The organism is Vibrio panuliri, assembly GCF_009938205.1.
GTDB classification, from domain to species: domain Bacteria; phylum Pseudomonadota; class Gammaproteobacteria; order Enterobacterales; family Vibrionaceae; genus Vibrio; species Vibrio panuliri.
Genome location: NZ_AP019654.1, coordinates 139,407 through 156,259, shown reverse-complemented (window position 1 = coordinate 156,259; position 16,853 = coordinate 139,407). Strand labels below are relative to the sequence as shown.

At 45.6% G+C, this 16,853-nt stretch carries 20 protein-coding genes; 7 read left to right on the top strand and 13 right to left on the bottom strand.

Translation table 11 applies throughout. The annotated features are described in order from the left end of the window. Positions 1-2: 2 nt before the first annotated feature. From mutM to radC, 5 genes are all read right to left on the bottom strand, one after another. Complete coding sequence (gene mutM, locus GZK95_RS00710; RefSeq protein WP_075715862.1) at positions 3-809, bottom strand: bifunctional DNA-formamidopyrimidine glycosylase/DNA-(apurinic or apyrimidinic site) lyase; 807 nt, start codon at positions 807-809, stop codon at positions 3-5. 118 nt (positions 810-927) lie between these two features. Further along, positions 928-1,434, bottom strand: coding sequence for a hypothetical protein (locus tag GZK95_RS00705; protein WP_075715863.1), 507 nt, complete (start codon positions 1,432-1,434; stop codon positions 928-930). Between the two features lie 186 nt (positions 1,435-1,620). Next, complete coding sequence (gene rpmG, locus GZK95_RS00700) at positions 1,621-1,791, bottom strand: 50S ribosomal protein L33 (RefSeq protein ID WP_075652128.1); 171 nt, start codon at positions 1,789-1,791, stop codon at positions 1,621-1,623. Between the two features lie 13 nt (positions 1,792-1,804). Then, a complete protein-coding gene (gene rpmB, locus GZK95_RS00695) occupies positions 1,805-2,041 on the bottom strand; it encodes a 50S ribosomal protein L28 (RefSeq protein WP_004728407.1) in 237 nt (78 codons plus the stop codon). A 279-nt stretch (positions 2,042-2,320) separates the two neighbouring features. Next, positions 2,321-2,995, bottom strand: a complete 675-nt coding sequence (gene radC / locus GZK95_RS00690; RefSeq protein WP_075710599.1) for a RadC family protein — start codon at positions 2,993-2,995, stop codon at positions 2,321-2,323. A gap of 302 nt (positions 2,996-3,297) precedes the next feature. Between radC and coaBC the strand changes: the two genes are divergently transcribed. From coaBC to lpxM, 4 genes are all read left to right on the top strand, one after another. Further along, on the top strand, positions 3,298-4,497 hold the full coding sequence (gene coaBC, locus GZK95_RS00685) for a bifunctional phosphopantothenoylcysteine decarboxylase/phosphopantothenate--cysteine ligase CoaBC (protein WP_075715864.1): 1,200 nt from the start codon (positions 3,298-3,300) through the stop codon (positions 4,495-4,497). A gap of 94 nt (positions 4,498-4,591) precedes the next feature. Further along, positions 4,592-5,182 (top strand): nucleoid occlusion factor SlmA, encoded by a 591-nt coding sequence (gene slmA / locus GZK95_RS00680; RefSeq protein ID WP_075710594.1) that lies wholly within the window; start codon positions 4,592-4,594, stop codon positions 5,180-5,182. A 5-nt stretch (positions 5,183-5,187) separates the two neighbouring features. Further along, positions 5,188-6,138: an LpxL/LpxP family Kdo(2)-lipid IV(A) lauroyl/palmitoleoyl acyltransferase gene (gene lpxL, locus GZK95_RS00675; RefSeq protein WP_075715865.1), complete on the top strand. Its 951-nt coding sequence runs from the start codon at positions 5,188-5,190 to the stop codon at positions 6,136-6,138. Positions 6,139-6,156: 18 nt separating this feature from the next. Then, complete coding sequence (lpxM, locus tag GZK95_RS00670) at positions 6,157-7,149, top strand: lauroyl-Kdo(2)-lipid IV(A) myristoyltransferase (RefSeq protein WP_075715866.1); 993 nt, start codon at positions 6,157-6,159, stop codon at positions 7,147-7,149. Between the two features lie 63 nt (positions 7,150-7,212). On the opposite strand, the gene pyrE is transcribed toward lpxM, so the two are convergent. Next, complete coding sequence (pyrE, locus tag GZK95_RS00665) at positions 7,213-7,854, bottom strand: orotate phosphoribosyltransferase (RefSeq protein ID WP_075652123.1); 642 nt, start codon at positions 7,852-7,854, stop codon at positions 7,213-7,215. Positions 7,855-8,146: 292 nt separating this feature from the next. Beyond that, entirely contained in the window at positions 8,147-8,863 is a 717-nt protein-coding gene (gene rph / locus GZK95_RS00660; RefSeq protein ID WP_075715867.1) for a ribonuclease PH, read from the bottom strand. Positions 8,864-9,034: 171 nt separating this feature from the next. Between rph and GZK95_RS00655 the strand changes: the two genes are divergently transcribed. Beyond that, positions 9,035-9,901, top strand: coding sequence for a YicC/YloC family endoribonuclease (locus tag GZK95_RS00655; RefSeq protein WP_075710586.1), 867 nt, complete (start codon positions 9,035-9,037; stop codon positions 9,899-9,901). 114 nt (positions 9,902-10,015) lie between these two features. On the opposite strand, the gene GZK95_RS00650 is transcribed toward GZK95_RS00655, so the two are convergent. Next, positions 10,016-11,242 (bottom strand): flagellin N-terminal helical domain-containing protein, encoded by a 1,227-nt coding sequence (locus GZK95_RS00650; RefSeq protein ID WP_075715868.1) that lies wholly within the window; start codon positions 11,240-11,242, stop codon positions 10,016-10,018. 345 nt (positions 11,243-11,587) lie between these two features. Here GZK95_RS00650 and GZK95_RS00645 point away from each other — a divergent pair, with 345 nt between their 5' ends. Beyond that, complete coding sequence (locus tag GZK95_RS00645; protein WP_075710582.1) at positions 11,588-12,058, top strand: YhcH/YjgK/YiaL family protein; 471 nt, start codon at positions 11,588-11,590, stop codon at positions 12,056-12,058. 2 nt (positions 12,059-12,060) lie between these two features. Beyond that, complete coding sequence (locus GZK95_RS00640; protein ID WP_075710580.1) at positions 12,061-12,426, top strand: hypothetical protein; 366 nt, start codon at positions 12,061-12,063, stop codon at positions 12,424-12,426. 67 nt (positions 12,427-12,493) lie between these two features. Here the strand turns inward: GZK95_RS00640 and GZK95_RS00635 are convergent, their stop codons facing one another. The 5 genes from GZK95_RS00635 to uxaC all read right to left on the bottom strand — a co-directional run bounded on the left by GZK95_RS00635 (position 12,494) and on the right by uxaC (position 16,775). After that, complete coding sequence (locus GZK95_RS00635; RefSeq protein WP_075710578.1) at positions 12,494-13,009, bottom strand: YgjV family protein; 516 nt, start codon at positions 13,007-13,009, stop codon at positions 12,494-12,496. Further along, the gene (locus tag GZK95_RS00630) at positions 12,993-13,673 is read right to left on the bottom strand and encodes a hypothetical protein (protein WP_151148795.1); all 681 of its coding nucleotides are present in this window, start codon (positions 13,671-13,673) and stop codon (positions 12,993-12,995) included. The genes GZK95_RS00635 and GZK95_RS00630 overlap by 17 nt, the downstream gene beginning before the upstream one ends. Before the next feature lie 84 nt (positions 13,674-13,757). Next, positions 13,758-14,384 (bottom strand): bifunctional 4-hydroxy-2-oxoglutarate aldolase/2-dehydro-3-deoxy-phosphogluconate aldolase, encoded by a 627-nt coding sequence (locus tag GZK95_RS00625; RefSeq protein ID WP_075713200.1) that lies wholly within the window; start codon positions 14,382-14,384, stop codon positions 13,758-13,760. Between the two features lie 34 nt (positions 14,385-14,418). Continuing rightward, positions 14,419-15,354, bottom strand: a complete 936-nt coding sequence (locus GZK95_RS00620) for a sugar kinase (RefSeq protein ID WP_075713202.1) — start codon at positions 15,352-15,354, stop codon at positions 14,419-14,421. Further along, positions 15,354-16,775, bottom strand: a complete 1,422-nt coding sequence (gene uxaC / locus GZK95_RS00615; RefSeq protein ID WP_075713204.1) for a glucuronate isomerase — start codon at positions 16,773-16,775, stop codon at positions 15,354-15,356. Before uxaC ends, GZK95_RS00620 begins: the two co-directional genes overlap by 1 nt. Positions 16,776-16,853: the final 78 nt, after the last annotated feature.

Below are 16,853 nucleotides of genomic sequence, written 5' to 3'. Positions count from 1 at the left end.
CATTACTTTTGACACACGGAGCAAAAAAAAGTGTTCCGTTGGCCTATTTTTAACTCTTCAATCTCACTGCCACAATTTGGACAAGCTTGACCACCTTTGCCATATACACGTAACTCTTGCGCGAAATAGCCCGGTTTACCATCGGCTTGAGAGAAGTCTTTCAGTGTGGTGCCGCCTTGTGTAATCGAAGTAGCAAGCACCTGCTTAATCTCAGACACTAGTTGTTGCCACTCTTCAACAGTTAAACTTCCCGCAGGCCGCGTAGGATGGATACGAGCACTAAACAACGATTCACTGGCGTAGATATTTCCAACCCCAACGACCACCTTGTTGTCCATGATAAATTGTTTTACTGCAACGCGCTTCTTGGTGGCCTTTTCTTGCATATAAAGCGCACTAAACTCATCAGTTAATGGTTCAGGTCCCATATGCCCCAGCACCACATGATTGCCATCTGAACTAAAAAGCCAAGCGCCAAAACGCCGAGGGTCATTGTAACGCAATACCTTGCCATTACTCAGCTTCAGGTCAACGTGATCATGTTTACTCGGTGCAATTTCAGCATCTAATACTCGCAATGACCCTGACATCCCCAAGTGAACAATCGCACAACCAGCATCGGTTTCAATGATTAAATACTTGGCTCTGCGACGAATATTGCGAACAACTTGTCCTTCCAATTGTTTAAGCTCCGCAGGGATCTCCCAACGCAACTTTGGTGTACGGAAAGTCAGTGACTTAATTGTCTCCCCAATCAAGTGAGGCGATATTCCCATTCGACTGACTTCAACTTCTGGTAGTTCAGGCACAGATAACTCCGTCGATATTATTTGCTGATGGTGTATTACCAACCAGAATACGTACTTGGGCACTCTGGCTGATTTAAATCGCTACGTCAGGTAATCAACGCTTCGTTCTAAGCGATTATTATGGCGCCGTTTTTTGGTTCTGATTGGCATCATTGGGAAACAGATAATTCTCTTCCAGAGTGACTGCAATCCATTTATCTTGCCAGTTCTTAAGCAACCAAAATTGCGGCAACTGATACACGGTGATCCTTTGTGGCTCTTCTTGATCGGTATACCACACTTCCAACGAACTTGGTGAAGGTAAGTTTGCCTGTAATGCCTGATAATTATCCTCAGGAACCTCCGTGCCGACGATACCTTGCCAGCGTAAAGCCAGTTCTTCTGCGTTAACCTTCGCAGGAACAGTTAATGTCCATGCACCATCTTGATAAGTTAATGACCATTGAGTGGCATAAATCGCTTTTAGATCTAAAGCTGGATTAAGCAAATAAGGGTACTGAGTCTCTGGAGGGGGATCCATCAAATAGCTTTTAATCACGGTTGGCAAATTTAGAATCACCATAAACGCGACCACCCCGAGAATGAGGAAGTTGTTCCAGCGGCGACGACGAGATGTAGACTGCATACTTCAATCCTTTCAAGCTAATGCAAACAGTATATACAAAAGTCACCTCAAGATGCTTGGTTTAAAATTGGAACAATGAGGGATACCAGTCTCACCGATTGACAAATTTTAGACAATAAAAAACCCAACTCGAAAGTTGGGTTTTCAATATTGACTTCTATTCAGAAGTTACAAAGAAGAAATCAATTACTTGATTTTAGCTTCTTTGTACACAACGTGCTTGCGAACTACAGGATCAAATTTCTTGATCTCGAATTTGCCAGGCATGTTGCGCTTGTTCTTATCAGTTGTGTAGAAGTGACCTGTCTCAGCAGTTGATACTAGACGGATTTTCTCACGAACGCCTTTCTTTGCCATTGCCTATTTCCTCTTAAACGTTTTCGCCGCGCGCACGAATGTCAACAAGAACAGCATCGATGCCTTTCTTGTCAATGATGCGCATACCTTTTGCAGTAAGGCGTAGTTTAACAAAACGTTTTTCGCTCTCTACCCAGAAACGATGAGTTTGTAGGTTCGGCAGAAAACGACGCTTAGTAGCATTTCGTGCGTGTGAACGGTTGTTACCCGTTACTGGACGCTTACCAGTTACTTGGCATACTCGTGACATGAATGTCTTCTCCAAAATCGTTTCAGCTCGATATCAACCTTGGTGGCCGAACCTCTTCTATTTCTAAACAGAAGGATAGAGGTTTAGATCCGCTATAGAAAGTCTATACAAGGCTATCAAAGGTCGCGCATTATACTAACTTGAATAGCATTGCTCAAGACCCGAACAGATCCTTTTTACAGATTTCAGTGATCTTTTTTTAAGCAGAGCTGAATTTAGTCTAAAAAATGTCGAGGGATTGTACTTAGATTTAGGTAAAGTCACAACAAAAATTGTGATTCAAATCCAACCACGCTCTGCGAACGAAATAACTTCGCCATCTCCAACCACAAAATGGTCAAGAATTCTTATCTCGACTAATGCCACCGCATCGATTAATCGACGGGTAATCCGGCGATCAGATTGGCTCGGTTCCGCAACACCGGACGGGTGATTGTGAGCGAGAATCAATGCAGCCGCATTATGTTCTAGCGCTCGTTTCACCACTTCTCTCGGGTAAACAGAGGCAGAGTCGATCGTGCCTTCAAACATGACTTCTGAACAAATCACCCGATGTTGATTATCAAGAAACAATATATAGAAGACTTCGCGTTGGCGATCACGTAGCAAATTCGACAAATATAACTTCGTTTGCTGTGGACTGGTCAGCGCCTCTCCGCGCTGCAAAGTTTCGCCAAGATAGCGTTGCGACATCTCTAAACACGCTTGCAGTTGCACATATTTCGCTACCCCTAAACCTTTACGAGAGCAGAACTCTTGTTGGGATGCGGAAAATAAACACCTTAATGAACCAAACTCACTCAGAAGGTGATCCGCTAGTTGCAACACATTGACGCCTTGTGTGCCAGTCCGCAGGAAAATAGCCAACAACTCGGCATCGCTTAATGCATGAGGCCCTCGTGTGAGCAACTTTTCTCTTGGCATTGATTCATTTGGCAGTGACTTTATACCCATGGTTAAGCTCATCAGGTTGGACTCTTCTACGGCATTGAACTAAAGCGCACAGCAAAGCTGAAATTGATTTGGCAATTTCCCATAACAAGTCGCCCTCCAATGTAATTGGAGCTTTTATCTGAGTATGAACAAAAGACGGAGGGCGCTATTTACGCCGCTTATTGGTTTTACTCTTTTTATCGCAGCAAGAGTCGCTATCCCGCCCGTTAACCTCGATTTCTTTGATTAAGATTCCTATTCTGACCACCCATGGACAATTCAGGTTGTGATACTATCTGCAGCAATATTTTGGAGATTCAACAATGCAAACACTCGCAGGTAAAAAGATTCTACTTGGCATTAGCGGCGGTATCGCTGCCTACAAATGTGCTGAACTTACTCGTCGACTGATTGAGCGTGGTGCTCAAGTGCAAGTCGTGATGACCAAAGCGGCTAAAGAGTTTATTACTCCGCTCACCATGCAAGCAGTGTCGGGCCGTCCTGTCTCGGATAGCTTACTCGACCCAGCAGCAGAAGCGTCTATGGGGCATATCGAGTTGGCTAAATGGGCAGATCTTGTTCTACTCGCGCCAGCAACTGCAGATTTAATTGCACGTATGGCGGCAGGTATGGGCAATGATTTACTCACAACCTTAGTCCTTGCCAGTGAAGCACCAATTGCGGTCTCTCCAGCGATGAATCAACAGATGTATCGCAACCAAGCAACCCAAGAGAATATCGCCACACTGAGTCGTCGTGGTATGCATATTTGGGGACCAGCTGCGGGCGAACAAGCCTGCGGTGACGTCGGCCCTGGCCGCATGTTAGAACCAATGCAGTTGGTTGGTCTCTGTGAGCAATTTTTTGCCAAAAAACCGCTTGAAGGAAAATCGATCCTAATCAGCGCAGGCCCAACTCGTGAAGCGATCGACCCTGTTCGCTATATCAGTAATCACAGCTCAGGCAAAATGGGCTTTGCATTAGCTCAAGCCGCACAGCTATTAGGCGCCAATGTTACTTTAGTCGCTGGACCTGTCTCTCTTGCAACGCCACAAGGATGCCACCGCGTTGATGTAGAAAGTGCGCTTGAGATGCATCAGGCGGTGATGAGTCATGCCAGCCAGAACGATGTGTTTATTAGCTGCGCAGCTGTCGCTGATTACCGCCCTGAAACCGTTGCTGATAACAAGCTGAAGAAAACGGACGACAGTGACTCGATGAGTGTCACCATGGTGAAGAATCCGGATATCGTAGCCTCGGTTGCAGCAATGGCAGAAAACCGACCATTTACGGTAGGCTTTGCTGCTGAAACCCAGAACGTCAAACAGTACGCTTTAAGCAAGCTAACACGGAAAAACCTGGATATGATCTGTGCGAATGACGTCTCACAGCAAGGTCAAGGGTTTAATAGTAACGATAATGCGATTAACGTATACTGGCACGAAGGTGAGCAATCACTTACTCTTGCATCAAAACAACAAATTGCACAACAAATTCTGCTGATTATCGCCGACAAGCTATAGTCACAATTTCTTATTTTTTTGAGCTAATCTCCCCGCTTTATCACAAGCGGGGGCCATATTTCTTTGCTATAAGTGGTAACAAAAGGAAGCGTTCATGGCTGGAACACGAAAAACCAATCGCCGAGAAGAGATCTTACAAGCACTCGCTGAAATGCTAGAGTCCAACGAAGGGGCTTCTCGCATCACAACGGCTAAGCTGGCAAAGCAAGTCGGCGTCTCTGAAGCAGCGTTATATCGCCACTTCCCGAGTAAGGCTCGTATGTTTGAAGGTTTGATTGAGTTTATCGAAGAATCTTTGATGTCGCGTATCAACCGTATCCTCGATGAAGAAAAAGATACCTTGACCCGTATCCGTCTGGTATTGCAATTAATTCTTGTGTTTGCAGAAAGAAACCCAGGACTAACTCGAATTCTTTCCGGGCATGCACTGATGTTTGAAAACGAACGTCTGCGCGAGCGCATCAACCAGTTGTTTGAACGCATTGAAACCTCACTACGCCAGATTCTTCGCGAGCGTAAGCTCCGTGAAGGAAAGTCTTTTCCCGTCGATGAACGCATTCTTGCGGCACAACTATTGGGACAGGTAGAAGGCAGCCTCAACCGTTTCGTTCGTTCTGATTTTAAATATCAGCCAACAGCGAATTTTGATGAATACTGGGCACTACTGAGTGCACAAATTGCTTAAATTGTATGAATAATAGAACTCACGTTAAAAAGCCTGAGTTTTCTCTCGCTTTACTTCACCCCAAACACTGGGGCGTATGGCTAGGCTTCGGTCTGCTTGCGCTACTGGTTAACTTGCTACCCTATGCACTATTGCTCAAGCTTGGTCGTGCGCTCGGGTTACTTGGTATGAAGCTCGCTAAATCTCGGGTAACAATTGCTCGTCGCAACTTTGAGCTAGCCTTCCCACAAATGAGCGCAGAAGAAGTTGACGCCAAAGTGATCGAGAATTTCAAAAATACCGGCATGGCATTAATTGAAACCGGCATCACTTGGTTCTGGCCGACATGGCGCTTCAAGCGCATACTTATTGCAAAAGATATTGAGACTTTACAGACATTAAATGCAGAAGGAAAAGGGGTACTGCTCTGTTGTGTACACGCACTCAACTTAGAAATTACCGCTCGCGCTTTTGGTGTGTTAGGTCTGTCAGGTTATGGGGCTTACCGACCTCACAGTAATCCTGCTTATGAGTTTATCCAATATCGAGGACGAACTCGCAATGGCAACCAACTGATTTATCGCCGCGACCTTAAGCAAATGATCCGGATACTGCGTGATGGTGAGCGATTGTTCTACTTACCAGACCAAGACTATGGTCACAACAAATCTGTCTTTGTACCGTTCTTTGCGGTTGATGAAGCTTGCACCACTACAGGCACTAGCATTCTGCATTACACTAGCAAATGTGCGATTGTGACTGGCTCGGGTTTTCGTAACCCGGCAGGAAAGTACGAGATTATCGCCAATACACGGGTAGACTTAGACTATCCTCAAAAGGATGAAACCGCCGCCGCTGCGTACATGAACCATTATATTGAAGAAGTTATCATGCGCGCACCGGAACAATGGATGTGGCTACATAAGCGTTTTAAATCGCTGCCGGATGAAACACTAACCAACTCTCGCTACCTCTAAATTTAGGTTTTTGCTGCTATGAGTGATACTCAAAAAAATAGTATTGATAAATACATTCACAACCCAACTTTTCAGTGGTCATTTCTGCACCCCAAGCACTGGGGAGCATGGATCGGCATTTTTCTTGCGGCGCTTGTTGCATTTGTGCCAGCGCGCTGGCGAGATAAACTGGCAAGAAAGCTCACTCGATTTGTGATTCAAAAAAATGGTCGCGTTGTTAGGCGTGCACGGGTGAACTTAAAGTATTGCTTCCCAGAAAAAACCGACCAAGAAAGACAGTTCATCTTAGAAGAAACCTTCGTGAAAGCGGCTCAATATCTACTGGGCTATTCTGAGTTTCTTGTACGTTCAACCAAACATAACCGTGATCGCGGCGTAATGATTGGCGAAGAAAATCTGCTGCCTTTGCTCGACGCTGGAGAGCCTGTGATTATCCTTGCCCCACATGCTTGGGCTGTTGACTACCCAGCGGTAATGCTGGCATCGCAAGGCTATAAAATCACCACGATTATGAAACCGCAGCGTAACCCTATTGCTGACTGGCTAATGCAGGTCCAACGTATGCAATATGGCGGTCGTATTTTTGCGCGTGAGGCTGGCGTTAAACCATTTGTGCGCTCGATTAAAGATGGCTACGTGGGTTACTGGCTACCAGATGAAGACTTTGGTCCTGCTAATTCCGTATTTGTGCCATTCTTTGCGACGGAAAAAGCCACTCTCAAAGGCTTTGGCAAAATGGCTCGCCTATCGAAAGCCAAAGTGGTTCCTATTTTACCTGCTTACAATGATAAAACCTGTAAATACGAAGTCCATATTCTACCTGCTCTAGAGAATTTCCCTACAGGCGATGAAGAACAAGACGCTCGTGCAATGAATAAAGCGATTGAAGACTTAGTCACTCCACGCCCTGAGCAATACATGTGGAACTTATCGCTACTTAAAACCCAACGAGATGGCCGTGAGATCTATGACAACTCGGATAAAGGCGATCGAGATTTAGATAATCAGTAAGCAGATTACTACTCATAAAAAAGGCTGAGCAATGCTCAGCCTTTGTCATTTTAAGCGCCTAGATTAAATGCCATATTCAGCACGGTAAGCTTTCACTGCTTCTAGATGCTCAGTGTTATCGCCTTTCTCTTCGAGGAAAGTGATCAGGTCAGTCAAACTAACGATCGAAATGACTGCGCAACCAAAGTCTCGCTCCACTTCTTGAATCGCAGAAAGCTCACCTTTACCTTTCTCCTGACGATCGATTGCCACCAACACGCCAGCTAAATCAGCACCATTTGCTTGGATGATTTCCATAGACTCACGGATTGCAGTGCCTGCGGTAATCACATCATCCACTAACATGATGCGGCCTTCTAACGCGCTACCTACTAGGTTGCCACCTTCACCGTGATCTTTTGCTTCTTTGCGGTTAAAGCAGTAAGGCGTATCAATGTCGTGGTGGTCTGCCAGAGCAACCGCTGTCGTCGTTGCAATTGGGATACCCTTGTATGCCGGACCAAACAATACGTCAAACTCAATACCAGAATCCGCCAATGCTGCGGCATAGAAGCGGCCTAAACGCGCCAAATCGCGACCAGTATTGAACAAGCCAGCGTTAAAAAAGTAAGGACTCTTGCGACCTGACTTCAAAGTAAACTCACCAAACTTTAAAACTTCTTTCTCTAGTGCAAATTCAATAAATTCACGCTGGTATGCTTTCATCATCCACTCTCTAATTAAACTCTAGTGCCTATCACTAGATGGTTTACAACTTAAAACTGTCGTAACCATTCACTTAGTTACGCATTAATGATTTTCAACGACATCATAGTAACGACATTGAAAATTAACCCTTTGCAGTAGAAAGCTTCACAGCTAGGCAGCCAGACTTTTCGTGCCGATGAGCATACTCAAGTATGTGATTAGGTCGAAAAGTTGCAGCGAACAACGCTGTGGAGTTTTATACAAGAAAGGTAAAAAAATAGCCTCCGATAAAGGAAGCTATTTCTCAAAACTAATTGGCTAACGCCGTCTTCTGCGCTACGACAATTTCCGCAATGCCTTTCTTCGCTGACTCTAGCAGCGCAAGCAACTGCTCATGACTAAACGGTTCACCTTCTGCAGTACCTTGCACTTCAATCATGCGACCATCTTCAGTCATCACGACGTTCATGTCGGTATCAGCCGCTGAGTCTTCAACATACTCCAAATCACACAGCACATCTTCACCCAAAATGCCCACAGATACCGCAGCAACATGACCTTTCATTGGGTTGTTCTTTAGCTTACCGCTGTCAATTAGGTGCTGGAATGCGTCAGCCAGTGCCACACTTGCACCAGAAATAGATGCTGTACGAGTACCGCCATCTGCTTGGATTACGTCACAATCCACGGTGATCATAAACTCACCCATGGCTTTTAAATCAACAACTGCACGTAAACTGCGAGCAATCAGACGTTGAATTTCCATCGTACGACCACCTTGCTGACCATTGGTCGCTTCACGGCGTGTGCGTGAGTGAGTTGCACGAGGTAGCATGCCATATTCAGCCGTAACCCAACCTTTCCCTTGGCCTTTTAACCAACGAGGCACATTTTCTTCAATGGATGCGTTGCAAAGTACTTTGGTGTTACCAAACTCCACAAGAACAGAGCCTTCTGCATAAGCGGTGTAGTTACGAGTAATTTTAATTGGGCGAACTTGATCCGCCTTGCGATCGTTAGGGCGCATGGGCATCTACCTTTATTTGTAGGGGGAGACGTTTTGGTTGGAGCAAGATTATAACGGAAAAGGTTTGCGCTGGCGAGTGTAGCAGCAATAGTTCAACGACTTAGCGAGAATGCTCGGAGTTGTGCTACTATCTCAAGGTTAATTTTCAGCATATATAGACAGGAAAATTCGATGATCTACAGTATGACGGCTTACTCTCGCAAAGAGTTAAAAGGCGATTGGGGCACTGCCGTATGGGAAATCCGTAGCGTTAACCAACGTTACCTAGAAACCTATTTCCGCCTACCAGAACAGTTCCGCGGTCTTGAACCTGTGCTGCGTGAGCGTTTTCGTAAACGCCTTGCTCGCGGTAAAGTTGAGTGCCATTTACGCTTTGAAGCAAACCCTGCTGCTCAGGGTGAACTGACTATCAATGAAACTCTCGCAAGCCAAGTAATCAAAGCCGCTGAACAAGTGATGCATATGACTGGCGAACTTAGCCGCATCAATCCATTCCAAGTGATGCAATGGCCGGGCGTAATGGAAACCCCTGAGCAAGATATGGATGCGGTAAACAAAGATCTACTGAGTGGCTTTGATGAAGCATTGAGCGAGTTTATCGAAGCTCGTGGCCGTGAAGGCGACAACATGAAAGCACTTATCGAGCAGCGCCTAACCGCGATTACCGATGAAGTGGTTAAAGTTCGCGCTCGTATGCCAGAAATTCTAACTTGGCAGCGTGAACGCCTACTAAACAAGTTTGAAGAAGCAAAAATTGAGCTTGATGCGGCACGAGTGGAGCAAGAGCTGATCTTACTTGCGCAAAAATCAGATGTTGCAGAAGAGCTAGACCGCCTAGACTCACACGTAAAAGAAACCACGAATATCTTGAAAAAAGGTGGCTCCGTTGGTCGTCGTCTCGACTTTATGATGCAAGAGTTCAACCGAGAGTCTAATACTTTGGCTTCTAAGTCTATCAGTACTGACATCACTGCATCAGGCGTCGAGTTAAAAGTACTGATCGAGCAAATGCGCGAACAGATCCAGAATATAGAATAAGACTTAGCGCAATTTCAGCGAGCCATAAACACCAACGCAGCCTCTATTTTACGAGGCTGTTATTCTTATTCCTGCTGCTGTTCTATCAATGATGATATCCGTAACAAATAAGGTTCAGCTTAAAAGACTAAGTGCATTGCGAGGAGAATCCTTAGCTTGAGCAAGCAGAACCATCTCTGCTTCCTTAAGAATTGACTGTTTAGTCAGGTTCGTCGTTTCCTTAGCAAAATCAGTATCTCGAATTTGGCTATAGCTGGCAGCGACATTCTCTGAGGATTGAGATAAGTTGTTTATTGCATGAAATAACCGATTTTGAGTCGCACCTAACTTAGCTCTCTCAGAATCAACTAAATGTAATACTCCATCCAATTTTTCAAGAACCGCATCTGTGCTTGATACATTACCCAAATCAGGTATCTCATAGAAAGACACCTCCTCTACATCAAATGCGCACTCTCCTCCTGAAGAACGAAATGGACTATAGAAATACCCCGCAGAGTCAATACCTCTGTACAAAACCCGATGATTATCAGCTAATGCGTAATAGCTTAGCCGTGGTCCTTTGGAAGCCAGGTTTCCATTATCAAAATATAGATCTTCCTCATCGATAAAAACTCGCATCTTGTTACCAACTTTATCGTTTATTTCATCAACGACTTCGTGAAGTGATAACCCTTTGGAGAGATCGATGGATACGTGCTCGTTCCCATCCAATGTATAGTTACCTTCAAATATTTCGAAATTAATCGTAAAGTCAGTATTCGATCTCCAATCCTCAAGTAAGTTCTTTTTGACTGCCTGAAACCTAGTGATCTTTGTCGTTGTTTGCTTTTCCGTTTCTTGGAATTTTTCTAAAGAAGGCATACTCAACTTAATGGCCTGACCTGAACTGGCACCAATTTGAAAAACACGTTCGGTATTTTTGCCGTTCAGTAATTTGTCTCCTGAGTAGCTAGTTGTTTGAGTGATTCGATTTAACTCATCCTTTAATGCACCGTATTCTTGCTGAATCGCTAATCTGTCTTCTTTTGCCAAAGAACCATTGGCATATCTTAGTGTAAGGTCGCGCATACGAGTCAGGTTCTCGGTATATTCATTCATCGCACCTTCGGCCGTTTGCAACATAGATATGCCATCATTCGCGTTTCGAATAGCCACATCCATCCCACGACTCTGGGCGAGTAATCGATTAGAAATCTGAAGACCAGTAGCATCATCTTTGGCGTGATTAATCTTCTTACCTGACGACAAGCGCTCCATAGAAACCGATTGACTGTTGGTTACTCGGTGCAAACCTTGTGAACCCTTCATAGCAGCGATGTTTGTATTAACACTTAACATTCCCAGATGAGCCTCATAGACCACGAACTACGTGAACAATTACTCTATCGGCTGCATATGTTTTTTATTTAGCAAATAGTATTTGAAGAGGAAATATATTGAATACACTTATGGTGACAACAACATGATGAAACTCTAAGCGTCATTAAACGCCAAGTACTGAGTAACGCGGAATCGCTTATCACGCCTTGTTTTTAAGTAAGAGAGCGCCAATCGTGGCTTGAAGGTCAAAACTAATTTTTGATCCGCTTCTCCTTCCTTGCAGAAACTCATCTACCGATATTGCTGAGCATTTTATAATTAGCCTTTATAACACCACCGCCTATGTGGTTATTGAGGTATTTAGTGTTTCAAGGCAACCTGTCTGAGCTGGATAGTTACCAGCACCTACCGAATAAGCTGCTCAGTGTTATCCAACAAGTAAAGCAGCGCATTAATGAAAATGTAGAAAATGGTCGCTACCCACTTGAGGGAGAAGACGTATTTTTCTTTGTGGTGGATGACAACACTCAGCGACTTAACGAACGTCGCTCTGAATGTCACCGTAAGTATGTTGATGTGCAAATCCTGCTCGCAGGTGAAGAGCGCTTCGGTTACAGCCTACAACCATTCCAAACCATTGCTGAAGATCTCTTAGAAGCAAAAGATATCGCGTTTAGTGAAGATATTGTCAACGAGCAATTTACCGACCTCAATCCCGGTGATTTTATTATTTTCAATGTCGCTCAGCCGCACCGACCATTGGTGGCAATTAACCAACCGATGCCAGTACGCAAAGCAATAATCAAAGTCGCTAATGATTGGTTGGAGGCGTAACCATGCAAACTTTAAGTTGGAAAGATAGCAATATTCCTCATCAAATCGCACTCGAAAACGAAGGGCAGCACGCGCGAATTGAAATGCGCATTGTTAAAGATGTTGAGCCAGAAGTGATTGGTTTAAGTGTTGATTGGCCACTCGAAACTCTGCTTGAGGCTTGGCAAGGCGCTGCGATGCCAGTTTCAGAAGCCTATGATGATGGTGATCTTTACTCACAAGTGCGTGTGTTGTTTAACTTAGAAAATGGCTGCGTGGTTTGGCTAGTAAACCATATCAAAATGCCTTGTGGTCAAAAAATGTCGACCGACCGTCTCGCTTGGGTGCCTGCAATGCATGGCGTCGATGGTAAATTGGTCGCAATTTAAAATCGCTTCCGCCAACTGACAAAAACCGAGCCTTGTCGCTCGGTTTTGTTTTTCCACACTGCCAAACTTACACCGATGCTCGCCGCTGCGCCCGATACATTCGCACTATAGTTAGGCTATTAACAATAATGAATGTGAGCTCCATTAAGCTTCCACCAATCGAGCCGAGCAACAAGTTATTCGTCACCCAACAGAAAGAGTTGAACATCACCAGCAAACGCATCTGAATACCTTGGGTTTTAAACAGCGCCCAAGTTGCCACTGATGAACCAAATATGGTCAAAAGTTCATAGCTATACTCAAGCTGTGGAAGTCCCATAATCCAAAGCATAGCGATAAAAAATAGCATCACCCCTGTCGACTGGGTCTTGGTGGATGCATAGCTTCGAATGGCACTAATCCCACAACCGAATGCAGCCACCAGCGCGCCCATCATGACGAAGTGACTACAAAGCACGAGTTGAAATAGCATCAGATGCAGGCGGAACCTGCGTCCATCACTATGCAAAAATGCCGTCGCACCAATTGCAAAAGCGACCATGCCAATTGCTTGAGCAAAGTTCCACTCAGGAAGAGCAATCATCACGTTCTCCCTGCTCTGACGGTAACATAAGTTGCCCAACCAGATATTCAAGACACGTACTTGGGCTAGTCAGCACTTTTGTCGACCAAACCTCAGACAGCAATTTCATCGCTGGAGCCATCGATGCTTGAGCCAATAAAACAACTTCATCATCCGAACAATACTGATCGAGGTAGTTTGCTATCGCTTGCTGGTACGTAGCTAAATCACCAGCAAGATAGTGTTGCCACACGACATCAATCACTCGCACGTTAGCAAACTGCTCAATATCAACCCGATACTCTGCCAATAAACTCATGGTTGGTTCAATGGTAGTAGGAAGCGCAGCAAGTACAGTAAGTTGCTTCGCTTGACTCGCCTTTTGAGCCATTGGTCTATCAACACGTAGCACCTTGGCATGATGAGTTAAGCTGCTTTCCGCTAAACGCCCGATGCTCGAACAAGTACAGACGATCCAATCCGCACCTTGTTGTTCGAGCGCTCGAACTTGCCCAGCCACCTGATTTGCCAAATGTGCATCAAAACCAACACCGCTTGCGTACTCTAACAGTTCAGGGGCGCAGCAATGCATCACATCGGCAAATTTGGCTAACTGACTCTCTTGGATGCAATCATCAAACAGGATTTGATTGGCGGCTAAAGTATGTAAAAACGCGACTTTCATGCTTAGCTCTCTTTTAGAAAAGGCTTCCTAATGGAAGCCTTACTCTACTCACTTTATTACCGTACCAAACTTGGCAGCCGAGGCTTATTTCACCAAGTCAGCAGCTTCACGCGCTAGACGACCAATTTCGTCCCAACGACCTTCATTGATCATCGATTTATCAACCATCCAAGTACCACCACAGGCAATAACACGGTCAATCGCCAAATAATCTTTTACGTTCTTAGGACTAATACCGCCTGTTGGCATAAATTGGATTTGCGTGTAAGGACCAAGCAGAGATTTCACCATATTGATGCCACCTGATGCTTCCGCTGGGAAAAACTTCAATGTCGTTAGGCCCATTTCAATCGCCGCTTCTACCGCACTTGGGTTGTTCACACCCGGAACGATATCAATGCCGATTTCACGACATGCATTTACTGTGTTTGGGTTAAAACCCGGTGACACAACAAACGTTGCGCCCGCATCTTTCGCCGCTTGTGCTTGTTCGCGATTGAGTACGGTACCGGCACCGATCAACATTTCAGGTTGAGCTTCACGCAATAAACGAATCGCTTCAACCGCTGCATCTGAACGGAAAGTAATTTCTGCGGCTGGCAAACCGTTTTCTGCCAACGCTTTACCTAAAGGAATGATATCTTCAGCGCGATCAATCGCGATGACTGGGATTACTTTAATCGCGGCAAGCTGCTGTGCAATAGTTGTCATTTTTTCGTACCTTTATTTCAATTTGGTTATTTTATTACGCAAAATCAATCGCATCAGTGGCTTGTTTAGGGATGATTGCGCCTTTGTGCTGAATCACAATACCTGCAAGTTGATGGCCTTGACGGGAGCACTGCTCTGGCGCTTTACCTTGTAAGTATCCCGCTAGGAAACCAGCATTAAATGAATCGCCTGCTGAGGTTGTATCGACCACGGTTTCAACCGGTGTCGTTGCGATAGTTTGGCGCGTACCTGCGATAAAATCGTTGTAGTGATTCCCTTGTGCGCCCATCTTCACCACCGCTTTTTTCACGCCAGCCGCTTGCAAACGCACTAGCGTTTGCTCTTCATCGCTATCGCCCCATAGGTTCTGCTCATCGTCGTTAGTCACCAGCGCAAGATCTGTCAGCGCTAAAATTTGACGGTAACAGTCACGAGCTTCATCGGCACTTTGCCACAACGCTGGACGGTAGTTAGAGTCAAAAGCAATCTCAACACCTTGTTGGCTAAGTGTGGCCAGCATGTCAACTAAGCGCGGGCGATCTTCTGCTGGAAGAATCGCTAGGCTAATGCCGCTTAGGTAAACCATATCGACACTGGCAAGTGCTGCTTCTACCTTTGCAAAGTCGGCATGTTGCATCATGTAGCGCGCCGCCGATTGATTGCGCCAGTAAAGAAAGGTTCGTTCACCTTGCTCATCAAGCTGAATCAAATAGAGCCCCGGTTGACGTGTGCCATCGCGCAGTACCAACTCGGTGCCAACACCTTCTTCTTGCCAACGCGAAATCATACCATCGCTGATCGCATCAGTGCCCAGCGCAGAGACATACTCCACGCCAACTTGTCCTTTTGTGCACCGCGCAAGATAGACAGCGGTGTTTAATGAGTCACCACCGTAAGTTTGAACCATGGCACCAAAAGGAGCGCCATTGAGTTCAATCATGCATTCACCTAGTAAGGCGATACGTTTCATTATTTCTCTCCTGGTAGAGTGAAGTACGTTTTCGCATTGTGATAGCAAATATCTTGCACCATTTTACCTAGCATAGGTACGTCACGCGGCACTTCACCGTTCTCTGCCCACTGTCCCATCATGTTACAAAGAATACGACGGAAATACTCATGACGAGTATATGAAAGAAAACTACGAGAATCTGTTAGCATTCCTACAAATTGACTCAATAATCCCAATTGAGAAAGTTGCTGCATTTGACGTTCCATGCCATCTTTTTGGTCATTAAACCACCAGCCTGAGCCAAATTGGATCTTGCCGGCGATACCACCGCCTTGGAAGTTACCAATCATGGTTGCCATCATTTCGTTATCACGTGGGTTTAGGCAGTAGAGAATGGTTTTTGGCAGCTCGTTAGTTACATCCATGGCATCCATTAGGCAAGCCAGTTGCAGCGCAAATGGACGATCGCCAGTCGAGTCAAAGCCACAATCCACACCTAGCTGGCGGAACATGCGCGTGTTGTTGTTACGCTGCGCACCAATATGTAGCTGCATCACCCAGCCACGTTTTGCGTATTGTTTGCCTAGCCAAACTTGTACCGCTGTACAGAACTGGTCAATTTCAAGCTCAGAGAGCGCTTCGCCGGACAGGCGACGGGCAAGAATACTATCTAGTGTGCTTTCTGTTGGCACTGCTGCATAACGCACAATCTCGATACCGTGGTCAGCGGCGCGACAACCGTGCGCACTAAAGTGCTCAAGACGACGTTCTAACGCAGTAAGCAGATCAGCAAAACGAGTGATTTCCACATCTGCAGCTTCACCTAACAACGTCATATACTCAGCAAAGCCTTCAAGCTCAATTTTGAATGCGCGGTCAGGACGCCAGCTTGGCGCTACTTCCACGTCAAAACTTTCATCTTCAGCAATCGCTTTGTGGTACTCAAGGGTATGAATTGGGTCATCCGTAGTCCCTGCCATCACCACATTCATCTGCTTCATAATGCCGCGAGCTGAAAACTCAGGCGTTGCCAATAGCTCATTACACTCATGCCAGATTTCATCGGCGGTTTCAGGACCAAATAGCTTACCCGTCACACCAAATGGGCGACGCAGTTCTAGGTGAGTCCAGTGGTAAAGTGGGTTACCCAATGTTTGAGGAACGGTTCTCGCCCACGCTTGGAACTTCTCGTAATCTGAAGTTTCTTTACCAGTGATCAGTGACTCTGGCACCCCAGCAGAACGCATACCGCGCCATTTATAGTGATCACCTTCGAGCCAGATTTGACCCAAGTTATCGAACTGGCGGTTTTCCGCTACTTCTTTAGGGTTTAGGTGGCAGTGGTAGTCATAGATAGGCATCGCTTTCGCGTAATCATGGTATAGCTCGCGAGCGGTATCATTTGCTAGTAAGAAGTCTTCACACAAAAAATTTTTCATCGTTAACTCCGTTGGCGTCGGCACTGCCCACACCGAGAATCTGGTAGAAATAGAAATGCCCTCACTCACGAGGGCATA